General features: G+C 29.6%; 23 protein-coding genes and 1 tRNA gene. 8 read left to right on the top strand and 16 right to left on the bottom strand.

What is annotated here, in order from left to right; genetic code table 11:
• Positions 1 to 151 precede the first annotated feature (151 nt).
• The 6 genes from OLM55_RS10045 to OLM55_RS10020 all read right to left on the bottom strand — a co-directional run bounded on the left by OLM55_RS10045 (position 152) and on the right by OLM55_RS10020 (position 4,461).
• On the bottom strand, positions 152 to 517 hold the full coding sequence (locus OLM55_RS10045; protein WP_264558771.1) for a DUF2200 domain-containing protein: 366 nt from the start codon (positions 515 to 517) through the stop codon (positions 152 to 154).
• A 94-nt stretch (positions 518 to 611) separates the two neighbouring features.
• A tRNA-Val gene (locus OLM55_RS10040) sits at positions 612 to 686 on the bottom strand.
• 83 nt (positions 687 to 769) lie between these two features.
• Positions 770 to 1,156: a DUF4258 domain-containing protein gene (locus tag OLM55_RS10035; RefSeq protein WP_264558770.1), complete on the bottom strand. Its 387-nt coding sequence runs from the start codon at positions 1,154 to 1,156 to the stop codon at positions 770 to 772.
• Between the two features lie 55 nt (positions 1,157 to 1,211).
• Positions 1,212 to 2,408: an alanine dehydrogenase gene (locus tag OLM55_RS10030; protein ID WP_264558769.1), complete on the bottom strand. Its 1,197-nt coding sequence runs from the start codon at positions 2,406 to 2,408 to the stop codon at positions 1,212 to 1,214.
• A gap of 79 nt (positions 2,409 to 2,487) precedes the next feature.
• The gene (gene tsaE / locus OLM55_RS10025) at positions 2,488 to 2,901 is read right to left on the bottom strand and encodes a tRNA (adenosine(37)-N6)-threonylcarbamoyltransferase complex ATPase subunit type 1 TsaE (protein ID WP_264558768.1); all 414 of its coding nucleotides are present in this window, start codon (positions 2,899 to 2,901) and stop codon (positions 2,488 to 2,490) included.
• A gap of 6 nt (positions 2,902 to 2,907) precedes the next feature.
• Entirely contained in the window at positions 2,908 to 4,461 is a 1,554-nt protein-coding gene (locus OLM55_RS10020) for a bifunctional response regulator/alkaline phosphatase family protein (RefSeq protein ID WP_264558767.1), read from the bottom strand.
• A gap of 154 nt (positions 4,462 to 4,615) precedes the next feature.
• Here OLM55_RS10020 and OLM55_RS10015 point away from each other — a divergent pair, with 154 nt between their 5' ends.
• The 8 genes from OLM55_RS10015 to sucD all read left to right on the top strand — a co-directional run bounded on the left by OLM55_RS10015 (position 4,616) and on the right by sucD (position 11,944).
• Positions 4,616 to 5,851, top strand: a complete 1,236-nt coding sequence (locus tag OLM55_RS10015) for an HD domain-containing protein (protein ID WP_264558766.1) — start codon at positions 4,616 to 4,618, stop codon at positions 5,849 to 5,851.
• Between the two features lie 31 nt (positions 5,852 to 5,882).
• Positions 5,883 to 6,899, top strand: a complete 1,017-nt coding sequence (gene lpxD / locus OLM55_RS10010; RefSeq protein ID WP_264558765.1) for a UDP-3-O-(3-hydroxymyristoyl)glucosamine N-acyltransferase — start codon at positions 5,883 to 5,885, stop codon at positions 6,897 to 6,899.
• A 5-nt stretch (positions 6,900 to 6,904) separates the two neighbouring features.
• Positions 6,905 to 8,290 (top strand): bifunctional UDP-3-O-[3-hydroxymyristoyl] N-acetylglucosamine deacetylase/3-hydroxyacyl-ACP dehydratase, encoded by a 1,386-nt coding sequence (locus OLM55_RS10005; protein ID WP_264558764.1) that lies wholly within the window; start codon positions 6,905 to 6,907, stop codon positions 8,288 to 8,290.
• A gap of 6 nt (positions 8,291 to 8,296) precedes the next feature.
• Positions 8,297 to 9,082 (top strand): acyl-ACP--UDP-N-acetylglucosamine O-acyltransferase, encoded by a 786-nt coding sequence (lpxA, locus tag OLM55_RS10000; RefSeq protein ID WP_264558763.1) that lies wholly within the window; start codon positions 8,297 to 8,299, stop codon positions 9,080 to 9,082.
• A 37-nt stretch (positions 9,083 to 9,119) separates the two neighbouring features.
• Positions 9,120 to 9,686 carry an elongation factor P gene (gene efp, locus OLM55_RS09995; protein WP_264558762.1) on the top strand — a complete coding sequence of 189 codons (567 nt, stop codon included), beginning with the start codon at positions 9,120 to 9,122 and terminating at the stop codon, positions 9,684 to 9,686.
• 6 nt (positions 9,687 to 9,692) lie between these two features.
• A complete protein-coding gene (locus tag OLM55_RS09990) occupies positions 9,693 to 10,622 on the top strand; it encodes a UDP-3-O-(3-hydroxymyristoyl)glucosamine N-acyltransferase (protein ID WP_264558761.1) in 930 nt (309 codons plus the stop codon).
• Between the two features lie 2 nt (positions 10,623 to 10,624).
• Positions 10,625 to 10,987, top strand: coding sequence for a nuclear transport factor 2 family protein (locus OLM55_RS09985; protein ID WP_264558760.1), 363 nt, complete (start codon positions 10,625 to 10,627; stop codon positions 10,985 to 10,987).
• Positions 10,988 to 11,071: 84 nt separating this feature from the next.
• Complete coding sequence (gene sucD / locus OLM55_RS09980; RefSeq protein WP_264558759.1) at positions 11,072 to 11,944, top strand: succinate--CoA ligase subunit alpha; 873 nt, start codon at positions 11,072 to 11,074, stop codon at positions 11,942 to 11,944.
• A gap of 48 nt (positions 11,945 to 11,992) precedes the next feature.
• On the opposite strand, the gene OLM55_RS09975 is transcribed toward sucD, so the two are convergent.
• From OLM55_RS09975 to OLM55_RS09930, 10 genes are all read right to left on the bottom strand, one after another.
• Complete coding sequence (locus OLM55_RS09975) at positions 11,993 to 12,739, bottom strand: DUF2490 domain-containing protein (RefSeq protein ID WP_264558758.1); 747 nt, start codon at positions 12,737 to 12,739, stop codon at positions 11,993 to 11,995.
• Positions 12,729 to 13,370, bottom strand: coding sequence for a DUF4956 domain-containing protein (locus OLM55_RS09970; protein ID WP_264558757.1), 642 nt, complete (start codon positions 13,368 to 13,370; stop codon positions 12,729 to 12,731). Before OLM55_RS09970 ends, OLM55_RS09975 begins: the two co-directional genes overlap by 11 nt.
• On the bottom strand, positions 13,370 to 14,119 hold the full coding sequence (locus tag OLM55_RS09965) for a polyphosphate polymerase domain-containing protein (protein WP_264558756.1): 750 nt from the start codon (positions 14,117 to 14,119) through the stop codon (positions 13,370 to 13,372). The genes OLM55_RS09970 and OLM55_RS09965 overlap by 1 nt, the downstream gene beginning before the upstream one ends.
• A gap of 6 nt (positions 14,120 to 14,125) precedes the next feature.
• Positions 14,126 to 14,512: a hypothetical protein gene (locus tag OLM55_RS09960; RefSeq protein ID WP_264558755.1), complete on the bottom strand. Its 387-nt coding sequence runs from the start codon at positions 14,510 to 14,512 to the stop codon at positions 14,126 to 14,128.
• Between the two features lie 5 nt (positions 14,513 to 14,517).
• Positions 14,518 to 16,782 carry a CotH kinase family protein gene (locus OLM55_RS09955; protein WP_264558754.1) on the bottom strand — a complete coding sequence of 755 codons (2,265 nt, stop codon included), beginning with the start codon at positions 16,780 to 16,782 and terminating at the stop codon, positions 14,518 to 14,520.
• A gap of 229 nt (positions 16,783 to 17,011) precedes the next feature.
• Complete coding sequence (locus tag OLM55_RS09950; RefSeq protein WP_264558753.1) at positions 17,012 to 18,355, bottom strand: YHYH protein; 1,344 nt, start codon at positions 18,353 to 18,355, stop codon at positions 17,012 to 17,014.
• A 4-nt stretch (positions 18,356 to 18,359) separates the two neighbouring features.
• The gene (locus OLM55_RS09945; protein ID WP_264558752.1) at positions 18,360 to 19,037 is read right to left on the bottom strand and encodes an SCO family protein; all 678 of its coding nucleotides are present in this window, start codon (positions 19,035 to 19,037) and stop codon (positions 18,360 to 18,362) included.
• Positions 19,009 to 19,623, bottom strand: coding sequence for a toxin-antitoxin system YwqK family antitoxin (locus OLM55_RS09940; RefSeq protein ID WP_264558751.1), 615 nt, complete (start codon positions 19,621 to 19,623; stop codon positions 19,009 to 19,011). Before OLM55_RS09940 ends, OLM55_RS09945 begins: the two co-directional genes overlap by 29 nt.
• Entirely contained in the window at positions 19,610 to 20,380 is a 771-nt protein-coding gene (locus OLM55_RS09935; RefSeq protein ID WP_264558750.1) for a YHYH protein, read from the bottom strand. The genes OLM55_RS09940 and OLM55_RS09935 overlap by 14 nt, the downstream gene beginning before the upstream one ends.
• 26 nt (positions 20,381 to 20,406) lie before the next feature.
• On the bottom strand, positions 20,407 to 20,685 hold the full coding sequence (locus tag OLM55_RS09930) for an EF-hand domain-containing protein (protein ID WP_264558749.1): 279 nt from the start codon (positions 20,683 to 20,685) through the stop codon (positions 20,407 to 20,409).
• Positions 20,686 to 20,712: the final 27 nt, after the last annotated feature.

Here is a 20,712-nt window from a genome sequence, read left to right as displayed (position 1 = left end):
CTAAATTGATTCTCTCGTGTAAATCTTACTTATTGGTTCAGAAGAAAAATCAAGTAACATACAAGGAAAAAAATACCTGTAAATGTCAAGATGCTTATAAAGCAACATTCCGATATTTTGAATGTGTTGTTTTAATATGGGTTCCTTAGTTTTATTTGTTTCTCAATATTTTCTCCATTTTTTTTCCTTTTGCTAATTCATCAACTAGTTTGTCTAAATATCTAGTTTGTCTGGTTAAATCATTATCAATTTCTTCAATTCTATAACCACAAATAACGCCTTTAATAAGTTGTGCATTTATATTTAAATTTGCATTTTGGAAGAAAGCTTCAAAAGTAGCCTCATCATCAATTAGTTCTTGTAGTTTTTGGTTATTAAAACCAGTAAGCCATTCGATAACTTGATGTAATTCATCTATTGTTCGACCTTTTTTCTGGACTTTTGTTACATAATGTGGATAAACAGAGGCAAAAGTCATTTTTGCAATTCGTTCGTCATGTTCTGGAGTTGTTTTCATTTTGATTTATCTTAAATTTCAAATATAAAGAAAATCAAAGTAAATTAAAATAAAAAAATCCTACATTTCTGTAGGATTTTTTTAGAAATTGAAGTGGGCGATGAGGGGTTCGAACCCCCGACCCCCTCGGTGTAAACGAGGTGCTCTGAACCAGCTGAGCTAATCGCCCCAATAAACTGCTTTACTATTACCGTATTGCGAGTGCAAATATACACCCATTATTTATATTTACAAGTGTTTTTAAATAAAAAATTATTTTTTTTCTATTGACTCTAAAGTTGCCTTAGTAGTACTGTTTGCTACTGTTAATATAATTGCTTCATTTTGAGCTGTTTTACCTTCGATAACATATATTTTTCCGTTTTTTGATGGAATATTACTTTTTCCAAAATCTATATCACCATATTGCATACTCGCTTTAACATCTTCAATTGTTACCCAACCTTCATTTAAAGTATTTTTCGCAGCTTCAGAATAATGAAATGATTTACTTCTCATATCTTTTAAAGCTCTACAGTTTGGTAAGTAGCAAAACTCAACCCCTTTGGCATCTGCTTTTGCTCCTAAAAAATATACTACAAAAAAGCCACCTAACATTAATCCGAATAGGTAATAGGCTAATCTAAACTTGAATTTCATTTTAAAAAATTTTCGACAAATTTAATGTTTTATTGACTTAGTAAGAGTATTTACTTTAAAAAACTAATAAATTAATATCTCTGTATTCAATGTTAAACCAATCTCCAATAGATTTATTTGTTAATAGACCATGATAGAAATAAATTCCGTTTTTTAAACCTCTATTACAACGAATTGCACTTTCAATACCTCCATCTTCAGCAATGTCTAATAAAAAAGGTGAAATAATATTACTAATTGACATTGAAGCTGTTTTAGAATATCTTGATGGAATATTAGGGACACAATAATGAATTACATCGTTTTTTATGAATGTTGGTTTTTCATGTGTTGTTATTTCAGAAGATTCAAAACATCCACCAGTATCTATACTTACATCTACTATTACAGCTCCTTTTTTCATGTTTTCAACCATAGTTTCGGTAACTATAATAGGAGTTCTATTTTTTCCTCTCATTGCTCCAATAGCTACATCACATCTGCGTAATGCTTTTAAAAGGCTTTTTTCTTGTATGGTTGAAGTAAATATTCTTTGGTTTAAATTGTTTTGTAATCGTCTTAATTTTGTAATTGAATTGTCAAATACTTTTACATTTGCGCCTAATCCTATTGCAGTTCGTGCTGCAAATTCGGCAACGGTTCCTGCACCAAGAATTACAACTTCTGTAGGTGGAACTCCAGTAATATTGCCAAAAAGTAAACCTTTACCTATGTTTTGATTAATCATTAGCTCTGCAGCGATATGAATTGAAGCAATTCCTGCTATTTCTGATAATGACTTTACAGCTGGATAAGAACCATCTTCGTCTTTTATGAATTCAAATGCTATTGCAGTAATTCTTTTTATGGCCAATGCCTCAAAATATTCTTTTTTCTGTGTTTTTAATTGGATAGCTGAAATTACAATTGTTTGCGGGTTCATCATCTCAACTTCAACGAGAGTAGGAGGTTCTACTTTTAAAATCATTGGGCAGCCAAAAACTTTATTTGTATCGTTTGTTACTTCTGCACCCGCTTCACTATATTCTTTATCAGAAAAACTTGAACTCTCTCCAGCCCCCGCTTCAATCATAACTCTATGACCATGATTTACCAATGAACTAACGGCATCAGGTGTTAAGCAAATACGTCGTTCTTGATAGGAAGTCTCTTTTGGAACACCAATAAATAATTCGCTTTTATGTCGTGCAATTTCTAACTTTTCTTCCTGTGGAAGTAATTGCATTTTTGAAAAAGGACTGTACGTTGACATAGTTGGTTTTTAGTTATGTTTAGCCAATTTAGGAAATAATCTTACAATTTGCAAGTGCTTAAAAATAACAAATTATAGATTAATTTATTAACGTTAATTCTCTTTTTCCATTTTCTACAATTTTTAAGTGAATTGCAGCATGATCAATTGGAATTAAGTTTGGCGTTTTTTCTGGCCATTCTATTAAACACCAATTTCCAGAATAAAAATACTCATCAATTCCCATATCATATGCTTCTTCTTCGTTGTTTAAACGATATAAATCAAAGTGATAAATAACTTCTCCTGTCGAAGTTTCGTATTCGTTTACCAATGAAAAAGTTGGGCTGCTCGAATTATCATTAACGTCTAATTGTTTTACAATTTCTTTAATAAATGTTGTTTTTCCAACACCCATTTCTGCATGAAATGTAATCACTTTTTTTAATCCATTTGTATTAAGCAATTGTTTTACAACGCTTTGTATTTCGTCTAAAGAAAAAACTATTTGCATTTATTTTTATTTTGGTTCTAAAACTAAAAAAGGAACGATCATTTCTTCTAATGAAATTCCACCATGTTGATAAGTATTTCTATAATAACTTACATAATGATTGTAATTGTTAACATAAGCTAAGAAATAGTCATTTTTTGCAAAAATAAACGAACTACTCATATTTAATGCAGGTAAACCTATTTTTTTAGGATCTTTAACTGCATAAACATCTTTGTTTTCATAGGTTAAACTTCTACCAGTTTTATAACGAAGGTTTAAACTTGTATTTTTGTCGCCAATTACTTTAGACGGATTTTTACAATTAATCGTTCCATGATCGGTAGTTAAAATTAATTTGAAACCCATTTTTTGGGCTTGCTGAATCATATCCAATAAAGGCGAATTTTTAAACCAACTTACTGTTAATGAGCGATAAGCTTTGTCATCTGAAGCTAATTCCTTTACAACTTCCATTTCGGTTTTGGCATGTGAAAGCATATCTACAAAATTATAAACAATTGTAGTTAAATCATTATCTTTTAATCCTTTGAAGTTGTCTGCTAATTTTTTTCCATCTCTAAAATTAGTAATCTTATAATATTCTTGTTTAATATCTAAACCTAAACGTTTTAGTTGTTCCGTTAAAAACTCACCTTCATATAAATTTTTTCCGCCTTCATCTGGGTCATTTTTCCAATATTGCGGAAATTTTTTCTCCATTTCCAAAGGAGTTAAACCAGAAAATATTGCATTACGAGCATATTGAGTAGCGGTTGGTAACATTGCGTAATAACTAGTCTCTTTTTCTAATTTGTAATGATTGTTTACAATGTTTTCAAAAGCTTTCCATTGGTCATATCTCAAATTATCTATAACTACAAATAGAATTGGTTTGTCTTTCTTACGAATTTCAGGCGCAACTAATTCTCCAAAAAGTTTATGTGAAAGTACTGGTTTATTGTTGTTTTCAACAAACCAATCTTCGTAGTTTTTTTCAATAAACTTTCCAAATTGATGATTAGCTTCGACTTTTTGACTTTCCAATATTTCAACCATGCTTTGGTCTTCGATATTTTCAAGTTCCATTTCCCAATAAATCAGTCTTTTGTATAAATCTGCCCAATCTTCAAAAGAATTGACCATAGCCATATCCATAGCTATTTTACGAAATTCTTTTTGGTAGTCTAAAGTCGTTTTTTCAGAGACTAATCGAGAATGATCTAAGTTCTTTTTTAAACTTAAGAGTATTTGATTAGGGTTTACTGGTTTTATTAAGTAATCTGCTATTTTAGAGCCAATAGCTTCTTCCATAATATATTCTTCTTCACTTTTAGTAATCATTATTACAGGAACAGAAGATTTTTTTTCTTTTAATTCTGATAAAGTTTCGAGACCACTTAAACCGGGCATATTTTCATCTAAAAAAACAACATCAAAATTATTTTCTTCAAATAGTTCAATTGCATCTTGTCCGTTATTACAAGTAGTAACGTCGTAGTTTTTCTTTTCTAGAAATAATATATGAGGCTTTAATAAGTCAATTTCATCATCAACCCAAAGTATTTTTATTTTATTCATTTTGTACTAATTTGTCTGCAAGTTACTATTTCTTCAACGATGAATGTATTAAAATTAGTATAAAATTTATGTATATACTTAAAAAAATGAATATTTAATAGTTCATAAAAAATCTGTTAATTTTAATTACATTTGTTAATCAAAATTTAAACTTGTGAGCCAAACCAATAAACTCAAAATTTTTAACGATCCAATTTATGGTTTCATAACCATTCCTAACACTCTAATTTACGATTTAATTCAGCATAGATATTTTCAGCGTTTGCGAAGAATTTCTCAAATGGGAATGACTTATTTGGTTTATCCTGGCGCACATCATACGCGTTTTCATCATGCGATAGGTTGTATGCATATTATGCAAAAAGCTGTACAAACATTGCGCTTTAAAGGAGTTGATATTTCAGATGATGAGGAAAATGCCCTTTATGTAGCTATACTTTTACATGATATAGGCCACGGCCCATACAGTCATGCAATGGAAAAAAGTATTGTTGAAGAAGTGCATCATGAAGAATTATCATTACTTTTCATGCAAGAATTAAATGTTGAATTTAATGGGCAATTAGATTTAGCGATACAAGTTTTTAAAGGTGAATATCATAGAAAATTCATGTTGCAATTAATTTCGAGTCAATTAGATATGGATAGAATGGATTATTTGCGTCGCGATAGTTTTTATAGTGGAGTTGCTGAAGGAAACATCAACAGTGAACGATTAATTCAAATGATGAATGTTCAGGATGACTGCTTAGTTATTGAGGAAAAAGGGATTTATTCGGTAGAAATGTTTTTAGTAGCAAGAAGATTAATGTATTGGCAAGTTTATTTACATAAAACTGGAGTAGTTGCTGAATTAATATTGACAAAAATCTTAAAAAGAGCAAAAGAATTATCTCAAAAAGGAATTATTTTAAATTGTAGTCAGCCGTTAAAATTCTTCTTAAATAATAAAATTTCATTAATAGATTTCAATAATTCAATACTTGAAAAATTTGCATTATTGGATGATTATGATGTGATGGGAGCAATAAAAGAATGGCAATTTCACGATGATTTTGTATTAAGTTCTTTGTGTAAAATGACATTAAACAGAGATCTACTAAAAATTCAGATGGGAGATGATAAACCTAACAAAGAGAGATTATTAGGTTATATAGAATTATACATGAAAAAACATAGTTTATCTGAAAAAGAAGCGGCTTATTTTGTGTTTAAAGGAAAAATAAAAAATCAGGCTTATAATAAAAATGATGAACCTATACGAATACTAAAAAAGAACAAAAAAGTGGAAGATGTAGTAGAAGCTTCTGATCAATTAAATTTAAAAGCATTATCTAAACCTGTTACAAAATATTTTATATGTTTTCCAAAAGTAGTATTGGAAGTCTAAGTATTTAATTTAATTTTATATTTTTGTCAAGATGAAATTTACAGCAGAACAAATAGCAGGTATATTAGAAGGTAAAGTAGTAGGGAATCCTAATGCTGAAGTTTTTAAATTAGCGAAAATAGAAGAAGGCACAGAAGGATCATTAACTTTTTTAGCTAATCCTAAGTATATCAATTACATATACTCTACAAAAGCAACTATAACGATTGTTAGCAATACTTTTGTACCAGAACAAGAAATAACTACAACTTTAATTAAGGTTGAAGATGCATATAAATCTTTTTCTAAATTATTAGAATATTACAATCAGGTAAAGCTAATGAAATCAGGTATTGAACAGCCATCAATGATTTCAGAAAATGTTACTTATGGTGAAGGACTATATTTAGGTAGTTTTTGTTACATTGGTAAAAATGTAAAAATAGGTACTAATGTAAAAATTTATCCTAATAGTTTTATTGGCGATAATGTAACTATAGGTAATGATTGTATCTTTTTTGCTGGTGTACGAATTTATTCAGAAACTGAAATTGGTAACAATTGTACTATTCATTCAGGAACAATTATTGGTTCAGACGGATTTGGTTTTGCACCACAACAAGACGGTACATTTAAAAAAGTACCACAAATAGGTAATGTAATTATAGAAAATGATGTTGAAATAGGTGCAAACACTACTATTGATAGAGCGACATTAGGTTCTACATTTATTAGAAACGGAGTAAAATTAGACAATCACATACAAGTAGCACATAATGTAGATATTGACGAAAATACGGTTATTGCTGCTCAAACAGGAATTGCAGGTTCTACAAAAATTGGAAAAAATTGCATGATTGGCGGACAGGTAGGAATTGCGGGGCATTTAACGATCGGAAATGGAGTAAAAGTACAAGCGCAATCAGGAATTGGTAAAAATCTACCAGATAATGAAGTAGTTCAAGGTTCTCCAGCATTTAATTATGGAGATTTTGCTAAATCATATGTTCATTTTAAAAATTTACCTAAAATAGTTTCAGATATTAACGAATTTAAAAAAAATAATTAATTCTTATGGTTAAGCAAAAAACCATCGCAAGTGAAATAACTCTTACAGGAGTAGGATTACACACAGGACAAGATGTTATAATGACATTTAAACCTGCACCAGTTAACAACGGTTTTACATTTATTAGAGTTGATCTTGAAGGTCAACCAGTTATTGAAGCTGATGCAAACTATGTAGTAAACACACAAAGAGGAACTAACCTTGAAAAAGGCGGAGTTAATATTCAAACTTCAGAGCATGTTTTAGCTGCTTTTGTAGGTTGTGATGTTGACAATGTAATTATAGAATTAAACGCTTCTGAGCCTCCTATTATGGATGGGTCATCAAAGTACTTTGTTGAAGCCATTGAAAAAGTAGGTATTGAAGAGCAATGTGCTGAAAGAAATGTTTATGTTGTTAAAGAAGTTATTTCATATAAAGATGAAACAACCGGAAGTGAAATAACTATTATTCCAAGTGATGAATATAGTGTTACAGCAATGGTTGATTTTGGAACTAAAATTTTAGGAACTCAAAATGCAACAATGAATTCAATTTCAGAATTTAAAACTGAAATTGCTGATTGTAGAACTTTTAGCTTTTTACATGAATTAGAAAGCTTATTGCAACATGGTCTAATTAAAGGTGGTGATTTAAATAATGCAATAGTTTATGTAGATAAAGAAATTTCTCCTGAAACCATGGAGAACTTAAAAAAAGCTTTTAATAAAGATAAAATTTCTGTAAAAGAAAACGGAATTTTAGACAATCTTACTTTACACTTTCCAAATGAAGCTGCTCGTCATAAATTGCTAGATGTTATTGGAGATTTAGCTTTAGTAGGTATTAAAATTCAAGGAAAAGTTATTGCAAATAAACCAGGTCATTCGATTAATACACAATTTGCAAAACATCTTTCAAAAATAATTAAAGCAGAACAGAGAAACCAAATTCCTGTATACGATTTACATAAAGAACCATTAATGGACATAACAAAAATTATGTCTATGTTGCCTCACCGTCCACCGTTTTTATTAGTTGATAGAATTTTAGAAATGTCAGACAGTCATGTAGTTGGGTTGAAAAATGTAACTATGAATGAAGATTTCTTCGTGGGACATTTTCCTGGAGCTCCAGTAATGCCTGGGGTTTTAATTGTAGAAGCAATGGCTCAAACAGGAGGTATTTTAATTTTAAGTTCTGTACCAGATCCTGAAAATTATTTAACATTCTTCATGAAAATTGATAATGTTAAATTCAAACAAAAAGTATTACCTGGTGATACATTAGTATTTAAATGTGATTTAATAACACCTATTAGACGTGGAATATGCCATATGCAAGCTTATGCTTATGCAAACGGTAAATTAGTTGCACAAGCCGAATTAATGGCACAAATAGCAAAAAAATAATATTTTATGAATCAACCGTTAGCATATGTACATCCTGGAGCGAAAATTGCTCGAAATGTGGTTATAGATCCTTTTACAACTATTCATAATAATGTTGAAATTGGTGAAGGAACTTGGATAGGTTCTAATGTAACAATAATGGAAGGAGCAAGAATTGGTAAGAATTGTAACATTTTTCCAGGTGCAGTAATTGCTGCAGTTCCTCAAGACTTAAAATTTGGTGGAGAAGATTCTTTAGCAATTATAGGAGATAATACAACTGTAAGAGAATGTGTTACAATTAACAGAGGAACTTCAGCTTCTGGGAAAACAGTAATCGGTCAAAATTGTTTAATTATGGCTACAGCCCATATAGCACACGACTGTAATATTGGTAATAATGCAATTATTGTAAATGGCGTTGCATTAGCTGGTCATGTAACCGTAGGTAACTTTGCTATTATTGGAGGTTTAGCAGCTGTTCATCAATTTATTAGTATTGGAGAACATGCAATGATTTCTGGTGGTTCTTTAGTCCGTAAAGATGTTCCACCCTTTACAAAAGCAGCAAAAGAACCTTTATCTTACGTTGGTATAAACTCTGTAGGATTAAGAAGAAGAGGTTTTACAACTGAAAAGATTAGAGAAGTTCAAGATATATACAGAATTTTATATCAAAAAAATTACAATACTTCTCAAGCAGTTAGTATCATTGAAGCTGAAATGGAAGCAACTAACGAAAGAGATGAAATTTTAGATTTCATAAAAAATTCTTCAAGAGGAATTATGAAAGGTTATTCAGGAATTGGATAGACTTTAAATATATTAAAATTTAAATAAAATAAATAAAATGGCAAGTACTTCAGATATTAGAAACGGATTATGTATTAAATATAATCACGATATATATAAAATTATTGAATTTTTACACGTTAAACCAGGAAAAGGACCTGCTTTTGTAAGAACAAAATTAAAATCAGTTAGTAATGGAAAAGTATTAGACAATACCTTTTCAGCAGGGCATAAAATTGATGTTGTTCGTGTAGAAACGCATACCTATCAATTTTTATATGCAGAAGGTGAAACATTTCACTTTATGAACGTAGATAACTACGAACAAATTACTTTACAAAGAAGTGTTTTAGATGCTCCAGATTTATTAAAAGAAGGAACAAATGTATTACTACAAATAAACACTGAAACTGATTTACCTTTATCAGTAGATATGCCAGCTTCAATTGTTCTTGAAGTAACATATACTGAACCAGGTTTGAAAGGAAATACAGCAACAAATGCTACAAAACCTGCAACTGTTGAAACAGGCGCTAGTGTTAATGTGCCTTTGTTTATAAATGAAGGAGATAAAATTAAAATTGATACTGCTTCTGGTAATTATATGGAGCGAGTAAAAGAATAATTTTATATGAAATTTTCTTCAAAACAAACTCTTAAAGATATTGCAAATATAATTAGTGCTAATTATGTTGGTAATGATGATTTTCCGGTTGAAGGTATGAATGAAATTCATGTGGTTACACCTGGAGATATCGTTTTTGTTGATCATCCAAAATATTATGACAAAGCATTACAATCGGCAGCTACAATTATTTTAATTAATAAAGAAGTAGAATGTCCAAAAGGTAAAGCTTTACTAATTTCAGATGATCCTTTTAGAGATTTTAACACATTAACAAAACACTTTAGACCTTTTCAACCTTCAAATGTTTCAATTTCTGAATCATCTAAAGTAGGAGAAGGGTCGATAATTCAACCTAATTGCTTCATTGGTAATAATGTATCAATTGGCACAAATTGTATTATTCATCCAAATGTTACTATTTATGACAATACGATAATTGGTAATAATGTAGTTATACAAGCCGGAACAATTCTTGGCGCTGATGCTTTTTATTATAAAAAACGTCCGGAAGGGTATGACCAACTTTTATCAAACGGAAGAGTAGTCATAGAAGATAATGTTGGAATAGGAGCTTTATGTACTATTGATAAAGGAGTTACTGGAGATACTACTATTGGAGAAGGAACAAAAATAGACAATCAGGTTCATGTTGGTCATGATACAATTATTGGTAAGAAATGTTTAATTGCTGCTCAAACAGGAATTGCGGGTTGTGTTGTGATTGAAAATGAAGTTACTATTTGGGGGCAAGTAGGAACAACAAGCGGAATTTCAATTGGAGAAAAAGCAATAATACTAGGGCAAACTGGGGTGACAAAATCTATAGAAGGAGGGAAGACCTATTTTGGTACTCCTATTGAAGAATCTAGAGAAAAGCTAAAGCAGTTAGTAAATATTAAACGAATTCCTGAGATTCTAAATAAATTAAAGTAATTATGGCAAAAAAAGAACTACTTAAAGAGTTTTATATTTCAGATGGTATTAGAGATGTAAATGCATTAAATAAAATACTACATGATGATGTTATTCTTCATTGGGATAGTTCTGAAGGAACTTTAATTTTAGAAAAAGAGGGAATAATAAATTTAGGCAAAGAATTAAGTCAAAATTATCATAAATCAATTATTGAGATTGAGCATTTAATCGCCGAAGATGATTTAGTAACTGTTCATTATAACCATAAAGTTGCAACCATAGAAAACCCTAAAGAATTAATGCATATTGCAAAAATTATTGTTATTTGGGAGTTTTCAGGAAATAAATTAATAAAAGGTTATCAAATTAGCCAACCAGCATAAAATAAAAGTAAAAAAGGTATCGTTTTTTTATCAAAAATCTTACTTTTGCATCACAAATAAAAATATAATTATAATAATCATATCATGAGTGTTTTAGTAAATAAAGATTCAAAAATAATTGTTCAAGGATTTACAGGTAGCGAAGGAACTTTCCACGCTACTCAAATGATTGAATACGGAACAAATGTTGTAGGTGGAGTTACTCCAGGTAAAGGTGGTCAAACACATTTAGACCTTCCTGTTTTTAATACTGTAAAAGATGCAGTTGATCAAGCAGGAGCTGATACTTCTATTTTATTTGTACCTCCAGCTTTTGCTGCCGATGCAATTATGGAAGCTGCTGATGCAGGAATTAAAGTTATTATTTGTATCACAGAGGGAATCCCTGTTGCTGATATGATTAAAGCTTACGCTTATGTACAAGATAGAGATTGTCGTTTAGTAGGTCCTAACTGTCCAGGTGTTATTACTCCAGGTGAAGCTAAAGTTGGTATTATGCCAGGTTTTGTTTTCAAAAAAGGAACAGTAGGTATCGTTTCTAAATCAGGTACTTTAACTTATGAAGCTGCTGATCAAGTTGCAAAACAAGGATTAGGAGTTACTACAGCTATCGGAATTGGTGGAGATCCAATCATTGGAACTACAACTAAAGAAGCTGTTGAATTATTAATGAACGATCCAGAAACTGAAATCATCGTAATGATAGGTGAAATTGGTGGTCAATTAGAAGCTGATGCTGCTAAATGGGTTAAAGCGGACGGAAACAGAAAACCAGTTGTTGGTTTTATTGCAGGTGAAACTGCTCCAGCAGGTCGTACAATGGGTCACGCAGGTGCAATTGTAGGAGGATCTGATGATACAGCTGAAGCTAAGAAACGTATTATGAGAGAAAACGGAATTCACGTTGTAGATTCTCCAGCTGAAATTGGTAAAAAAGTAAAAGAAGTTTTAGGTTAATCTTAAACTATCAGATAAAAAAAAGCGAAACAAATGTTTCGCTTTTTTTTATTCTTCAATTTCTTCATTTTGTTCATTTTCCTTTTTCAACGCTTTCTTCTTATTCTTTTTTAGCTTTTTAAGAAAACCATCAATTGAAACGTTCAGTTTTGTAACAAGTACAATCCTATCATTTTTTTGCGGATTCACTTTATCGTCATAAAAACCCGAAAGACCAACTGTGGTACCATACTTCAATCTGTATTCTCCACCAATTGAATAACGCATTCTATTCCATTTTAAATAAGGCTGACTGTCCATTTTCAAAAATATTTCAGAAGCAATAAATACTGAAGCTTTCGTATTTGGAATATCATAATCTAAACTTATTTCTTCTCTAAGCATATGAACGGGTTCTTTATAATACTGCATAAAGTCCGAATCAAAACTATTAGTAGAAAATTGATATTTTGATGTTATAGCCGCTTTAAAGTCGTTCCATTTTTTATTGTATTTAATTCCAACAAAAAAACGATGGTTGTCTTCTTCAAAAGAAGTTGTGAATCGATAACCGCCTAAAACATTTAATCGTTTTGTAAAATCGTATTTTAAACCAATTTCTCCTGCACTTGATCTAAACACGGCAAAATCATTCTGTAATGAATATCTATATTCACCTGAAATTTTTAATTTTTTAGTAATTTTATAATCTACCGAAGAAATAAACCTTCCTTGCGTATCAGTATAACTTTGACTATAAATTACAGAAGTAAAGAAAATTAAAAAAAGACCTATAATTTTCTTATTAATCATCATTATCAGTTGAATTTGGAATTAAATTTAAACTTTCTTTAGAAAAATAATAAGCCTTAATTTGAGCTACATCTTTTAAATAATCTATTGTAAGCACTTCTACTTTATGAATATTTAAACCAGTTCTAAATTTTAAATCATCTAATAATAACAACTTATTTTCTGGTTTTATTAACTCTACATTATCATAAACAATTAGTTTTGAATTTTCGTTTTTTAGAAAATCTAAACGTTCAAGTAAGAATGTTAATAATAGAATTACAGCGTTACATATGATTAATAAAGTAAAACCATCTTCAACAGAAGCTAACGAGTTGATCATTCCAAGTGCTACGCAGCCAAAGAAGTAACCCATATCTTTAATTGAAATTGCAATGGTTCTATATCTAATAATTGAAAACATTGCAAACAATCCAAAAGCAAACCCAATTTTAATTTTTACTGCTCCAAGCAAACTACAAATCATGAAATTAACAACGTTGAATAAAACGAAGTTAAAAATGAAGTCTTTGTTTTTATGTTTTGGATAATAAATGAATCCTACTAATATAATAATTGCAATAAAATCTATTAAAGCTCTATTTGAAAAATCACTTATACTGAATGCTGATGTTACTAGTTCTTCGTTTTCCATTAGGTTAAATTATTTATTTTTTTGATTATGGGTAAAAAATTATTTTTTTTGATTTCGGGCATTAAGGATGCTACACCATATATGTATTTACTTATACTTTGTTGTCTAATTGTATTCTCTTTAAAGTAAGTTGTTATTGGAGATGCAATTGATGTCTTAGATTGTTTAACTTCTACAATAGCTACATTATCTAATTTAACTTCTTGATCACCATCTTGAAAATGTAGGTTTAAATCGATCGTAACTCGCTCTGTAAAATTTTTATTAACTAATGTAATTCTACTAAAATTGTTTTTTAGAATTAATTTAATGTCAGATATTTCTTTACGAATGAAGCTTTGTATTACTTCTTTTCTATCTGCATTAATTTCAGAAAGAATATTAGGCAAACGTTCTCTAAATTTGTTTGTTCTAGATATTTTTTCTTTTTTTTTAATTTCAAAAAAACAAAGATTAGACTCTACATATCTTCTGCTTCTAACTTTAATTCTTTTAGCATATCCGTTATGATGATCTCTAAAAAACAATAAATTTGGGGTGTCAAAATAATTGTTTTCATAGGTAAAAACTCTCATTCCATCAATTTCAAGTACGTTATAGTTGTTTACTAAACATGGAAGAATATTATTTAAATTTTCTTCTGTTAAAGTATACTTACTATCAACTCTGTTAAGTAATGCAACAGAGTCTAGCTCTCTTAAAGAAACTGGACTTATTGAATTTAAGTTATTTTTAAATTTATTAAACATCTTTTATTAAAATGTAATTATTAAATCTTCCATTGTTACAGAAGATTTTTTTGAAGAAATTTCTACAGTTTGCAAAACATAGGTTTGATCCCAACTACAAGAATCACAATCACCAAAAACCCAAATGTCGTAAGTTCCTTTTTGTAAATATTCAAATCTAAAAGTTCCATCATATGAAGTATCGATATCATCAAATGGAGTTGAACTTCCGTGCACACCAATATAAACTTTTGCTCCACCAAGGTAATTTTCACTAACTAATACACCGTTTGAATTATAATCTTTTCCATATACTTTTCCAGTAATTGTAGCTAATCCTCCATAACCTTCATCTTTTGAACATGATAATAAAAGTGATGTTATTGCAATAAGTAATAATGTTTTGTATTTCATTTTAATTAGTTTTTAATGATTTTTATGTTAGTATTTGAATTGATTACTACTAAATACATTCCGTTTGAATAACTTGAAAAATCTAAATTCAATAAATTAGAATTTTCATATTTATTAGAATATAAAAGTTGGCCTTGTAAATTAAAAATTTCCACTTTTTCAATATTAAATTGACTATTTTCAATAGTTAAATTTCCTGATGTTGGGTTAGGATAAGTAATTAATGATTGATTAAAAACTTCACTTGAGATAGATAATGACTCATTATTAGCATTATAAGTAGGTGCTTGTATTACAAAATTTCCTGTTCCATTAGGAATTCTTGCATAACCCATATTTGCCGTTTGAACTCCAAATGTTACACTATCTACGATTGTACCATCTGAATAAGAAAGTATGCAACTTTCTCCAGCTGCTGAAAACTTAAAGTCTGCATGGATACCATCTTGATTTAAATCTTCATCTGCCCATACAATTAAGTAACTATTTGGCGCTATTGTAAGTCCTGAGGGAAATTGCCATTTTAATAAATTTGTTGGATCATCTGTAGCATATAAATAATCAAGACTAATAGTGTTAGTTGAATTGTTATATAACTCAAACCAATCGCTATAATCTCCATGAGGATCAGTAACTGTATTTGTATTTTGAGCCATAATCTCGTTCACAACTAAATCACCAGGTGTAATAGTAGGATAAGTGGCCGTTAAAGTATAATACTCATGTTCTGCTCTTTCAGGAGAAAATTTTCCAATTGTTGTATTTTCTCCATAAATATAATATTGAGTTGTTACACTTGAAATTGTAATCGAGTTACCATAAATGTTATCACCAGCAACACCATCATTATGTGCACCATCATCATATAAAGTAATTTTATTAAAAGGTAATAATGCATCAGTTCTATATCCTAGATATACAGAACTACCCGTTACGTTTGTAACTGTTGCGTTAAAGTTAACATTATTTCCAATCATAGGATTGTTATTAGATGTTGTAACATTTGAAATAGTAGGTTGTGTAGCTGTAAAATCGCTTAATGCACTTAAGTAGGTTACACGCCCAGGCATTAAATTACTTAAACCTGGTGCTGTATTCATTCCAACAGAAACATCTGTTGTCATGTTACTTGTAAATTGCGCAGTGGTATAAAATTTATTAGGGTCTGCTGAAACTGAAGCACTAATCAATGTTTGAAATGCTTGTGCAGTTGCATAATAACTATTGTTAGAAAAATTTTCTGTTAAGATCGTTTTATAATGCGCTAAGTATTTTTTCTTATAAGTAGGAACAGCGAGTAATTTTTGTACTAATGGCCAGCTAGACTCTGTTGAATGTAAAGTATGAGATAACTGTCTTTTTGATGTAGTTGTAGTTAAAGTTCCACTAGAGCCACTACTTCCTGTCATATTGAATGTTCCAAAACACATATTAAAGTCCCATTTTATAGGATTAAAACGTCCATTATCATCTTTATACAAATAATAATTTTGTTTAAATTGTCCAATATAACTATCTAAGTTAACCATTACATTATCTAATGCTAACATCCATAAAGCTCTATCAACATCTAAAATTGTTTCAATATTTGTTACATTATTACTTAATGTGTTAGTTAAATTAATTAAATCATCCCAACCCGTATCTGATTTCATTTCATAAGCTGATTCATAACTTGTACTATTAGTTCCTAAATATGCAAGATTTGGTAAATTAGTTGTAGAAGGACCTGCTCCTGCAGGAGGACTACAATTAAAAAAAGCATTTGTTTTTGAACCAAAATGACTATCTACAAATTTTTTAGAGATTGATTCAACATTTGTATACAACCCTATTAATGTTCCATTTACATATACATTAGCATAATTAGATAGTGGAGCATGCATATATTTTCTAGTAATATTATATGCTACCGTTTCTCTAACAAATGATGGATCATAAATAACATTATTTAGTTTTATATCTGTATAACCTTGATAATCTTGATCTTGATAAGTATCTAATTCAATATGAAAAGGGTTTTTATTATAACTTGCGTTATACGAACTATTCCCTTTATATTTTACTCCAACGTTTTCAATTAAAGTACCATTAATGGTTACAGATGTAGCTTGGACATAAGCATCTGATGCTTCTGCAGCATCTAATAGTGCATCCCAGTTGCTTTGAGAAAAAACAATTCTAATATCTTGAATAGTATTTTCATCATAAAATGTTTGCCCAAAAGATAAATTAGCGCAAAAGAACAGAAATAATGTAATTTTTTTCATTATAATAAATTTTTAGTCTTATTTCTTTTAGACGAAACTTTAATTTAATTCTTGCGCTAAATATTTAATATTTTGATAACATTAATCTTTTATTTTTTTATTATCAGTTAATGTGTTGATTTTTAGTATTTAATGTTTGAATTAATTTAAAAAAAAAAGAGTCAATCAAAATATTTGATAAACTCTTTTCACAACTAATTAAACTAATTCTAATCCTAATTTATTATTATTACTTGTTTACTATAATTTTATGAGTTTTAGAATGTTCTCTTAAAGTTACTTTAATAAAATACACACCATTGTATACAGTATCTAATTCAATTGAGCACATTGTTGTTCCCTGTAAAATTTTTGAACTTTTAATAACTTGTCCTAATTCATTTATTAATTCTACTTTATAATCTGTTTCGACAAAATCAGTTTGAATAGTTATAAAATCTTGAGAAGGATTTGGGAAAATTTTTATACTCTTTTTTTCTAAAGTAAAATCATCTGAATTTAAAACATAGGTAGTAACACCAGTAGGTACTGTTGTAACTTTTCCTCCGGTTACATTTCCATAGTAAGTTGGTCCAATAACATATGGATATGCAGATGAATTATCTGCATTTACTGTCGCAAAATAACAATATATACCTGCTGGATATTCTGGAGTTATGCAAAACCTACCATTGTGTTCATCTAAATAAGTAGGATCTGAAGGATGTGAAACAAATACATAATCTTCTCTAAAATAACCATTAAAATAAGTTGAATTAACAGGAGGTCCATTTGTTCTTGTTGTATTCGTACTTAATTGGTATCCCGATTTCATTCTTGTAATTGCACCAGTACCATTAGTATTTGTATAAGCATAAGCGCCATAAATTGGAAAACCATCATAAGCATAACCTATTAATGGAGAATGTTGAGATGGATTAATAGTATACAGACCTTCAGAATCATATAAATTACAGATATTAGAATATGAGTTAGAAGTTGTACTATCATATTTAAAAGCACTTGGATTTTGATGATGATGATAATTTGTACCAGCTGGATGACCTTTTGCACAATCAAAACCTAGTTTTTCAGCAGGTACTGCATCTCTGTTCCAAGTTTGTGTTGCTGCTGGTCCACCTGGGCATGTTGGGTTACCTGGTCCACCACATAAAGCGTTTGTAGAATTATTCCAAGCAACCCCATCTCGGTAATCAAATAATGAAACACCATTTATGAAAATTCCACAATTTCCTGCAGAAGTTGCAGTAGGAGTTCCTGTATTTTGAGTTGGATTTAATGGAAGCCTGTAAATTGCATTTTGATTGCCTGCTACATTTGTGTTTCCATCTCCAGTAAAAATACCAGTGGGATAAGCTGGGATTCCGGTTGCATTAATATACACCCAATCTGTTCCATATCTTACTTGTTGACAATTTACTAAAATACCATTAGAAATTGGAGTAGAATTTCCAGATTGGTAATAAGTTCCTGTTGTTGTTGTGTTTTGGAGCCAACTCGTTATTGCAGGGTTTGTTTGTGCGTTTAGTCCTAGGGCAAAAAGGATATATAAACAAAGTAATTGTTTTTTCATAAAATTATTTTTCTTTTTTTAATGTTTTAACATCAGTAATTAATTGAATTATATCATTTGAATTAAGACCGTTATAAATTCCTCTAATGTGTTTGTTCTTATCTACTAAAACAAAATTTTCAGTATGAAGAAAATCATTAGCTGTTTTTTCTTTTCCCAAATCTTCTTCTACGAAATAAGATTTTCTACCTAAATCATAAATTTCTTTACGATTTCCGGTTACCAAATGCCATTTTGAGGAAACTATTTCATTCTTTAAGGCATATTCTTTTAAAGTTGGAACAGAATCGATTTCTGGAGTTACAGAATGAGAGAGAAGCATTACTTCATCATCATTTATATATTCCTTTTGTAAATCCATCATACTTGCTGTCATTTTTGGACAAATTCCTGGACAAGTAGTGAAAAAGAAATCTGTGATATAAATTTTGTTATAAAATGTTTTATTAGAAATGGTTTCACCGTCTTGGTTAATTAGATTAAAATCTGCTATTTTATGGAAATATTTTAAAGAATCATTATCATTTGCAAACCATTTTGGAGTAAATGTTGCTTCATCATAAAAAGGTAAAGTTTCAACTCTACTAAGAACTTTTTCTTGTTCTAATTTTTTACAACCAATTAATAAAATTAAACTAACTAGTATTAAAACATTATTCTTCATCGTATTGTACTTTTTCATCTTTTAATTCATAACAAAGAATAGCTCTTTTAAGCCCAAAAGTTCTACCATTTTTCATTTCACAGTTTACATATATTTTTCCGTTATCTAACCAAGCTTGCTGTAGACCTTCTTCAATTCCATTTTTTAAAGTGTTCAATCGTGACATTTGTCCATTGGGATGCCAAGATTTTTGTATGCCATTTCTAGTACCATTTTTATAAATGGATTCAGATGCTAAATTGCCATTTTCCCACCAAGTTTTTACAATTCCATCTAATTGATTATTCTTATAAAATGATTTTTTTTGAATAGTTCCATTAATAAAATACTTTGATGAAACTCCATTTTTTTTACCTTTAAAATAAAGAATTTCCTCTTGAATTTTATTATTTGGATAATTTACAATCGTTTTTCCCGTGAAAGGAATATTTTTATAATACCAATTTCCCTCTGAAGTATTTAATTTTAAATTATCTTTTGGTACAATAATGGAAAAATAATCTTTTTGGTTGTAAGAATTATTATTTGAATTATTATTTGAATTATTATTACAACCAAAAAGACTAATTATAAATGATATATATATTATTCTAGTTAAAAGCATTTGGTGTTCCTTTGTATGGACCTTTAAACACTATATAACTTCCTGTTGTAGAATATACTTCATTTTCAACATGATAATGATATTTTGCTGTAGTTGAATGTTGTGTAGTAGATGTATGTCCGTGAGACGCATCTAAATCAGTTGGATAGGTTCCAGTTGAATGACATTTTCTTCCATAAATAAAAAAACCATCAGAAATAACTCCAACTAAATTTTCATCATCATAAGAAAAAGCTTTAGGTTCTAAATGGTAATGATAAACCGATGGGCCAATGTGAGCTCCACACCAATCAAGACTTCCTGCAGCTGATGATAAAGGTCCATTACCTTCAGAATCATTAAAAATGGCTGCACCACTTACAGCAATTCCAACATGATTTAATGAAGTTGCCGTTGTTGAACTCGCAAAAGTTGGGTTTTGAGGAACTGTTAATGAACCTGATGCATCGTAACCTGTAATTAAAGTTGCTCCACCTGCAGTCATTTGTACAGTTGGTTCACTTAAATATAAAGGGTGTGATGTTCCCCAATAAGTTGTTGTATGATTTGGTCTACCGGTAGTTTCAATAACTACATTTGTACCATATAAATAAATATCTGTTTCGTCAGGATCAAATTCGGCGTAAGCTGGATCTAAAGTTCCAGTAGTAACTACTTCATCTTTTTCATTATCGTTATTACAAGAAATGAATAAACTAGTGGAAGCAGTTAATATTATTATGAAACTTAATTTTATATTCATAACTATTTTTTTCATGATTATTAACTTTAGTTATAATAATACTATTTTTCTTGTCTTTCTGGCGGACCTTTTCTTTCTGGTTTTGGTGCTTTTTTTAATTCTTCTTTACTAATAAAGCCATCTTTATTGATGTCTACCTTAGAAAAGTCATCTTTAAGTGGACCTTTTATTTCTTTTTTAGACAACTTGTTATCTTTATTACTATCCATTTGAGTAAAAATTTCATCTACTGTTGGCATTTTTCGTTCTTCTTTTTTTTCTTGAGCACAAGAGTTAAAAGAGATTGCAATGAGTGCAAATAATAATGTTACCTTTTTCATTGTTTGAAGTTTTTGGTTATAAATATT

Origin of the sequence: Flavobacterium sp. N2270 (assembly GCF_025947225.1) — a bacterium.
Lineage (GTDB): Bacteria > Bacteroidota > Bacteroidia > Flavobacteriales > Flavobacteriaceae > Flavobacterium.
The sequence above is the reverse complement of the archived record's forward strand: the minus strand, read 5'-3'. Positions and strand labels throughout refer to the sequence as shown.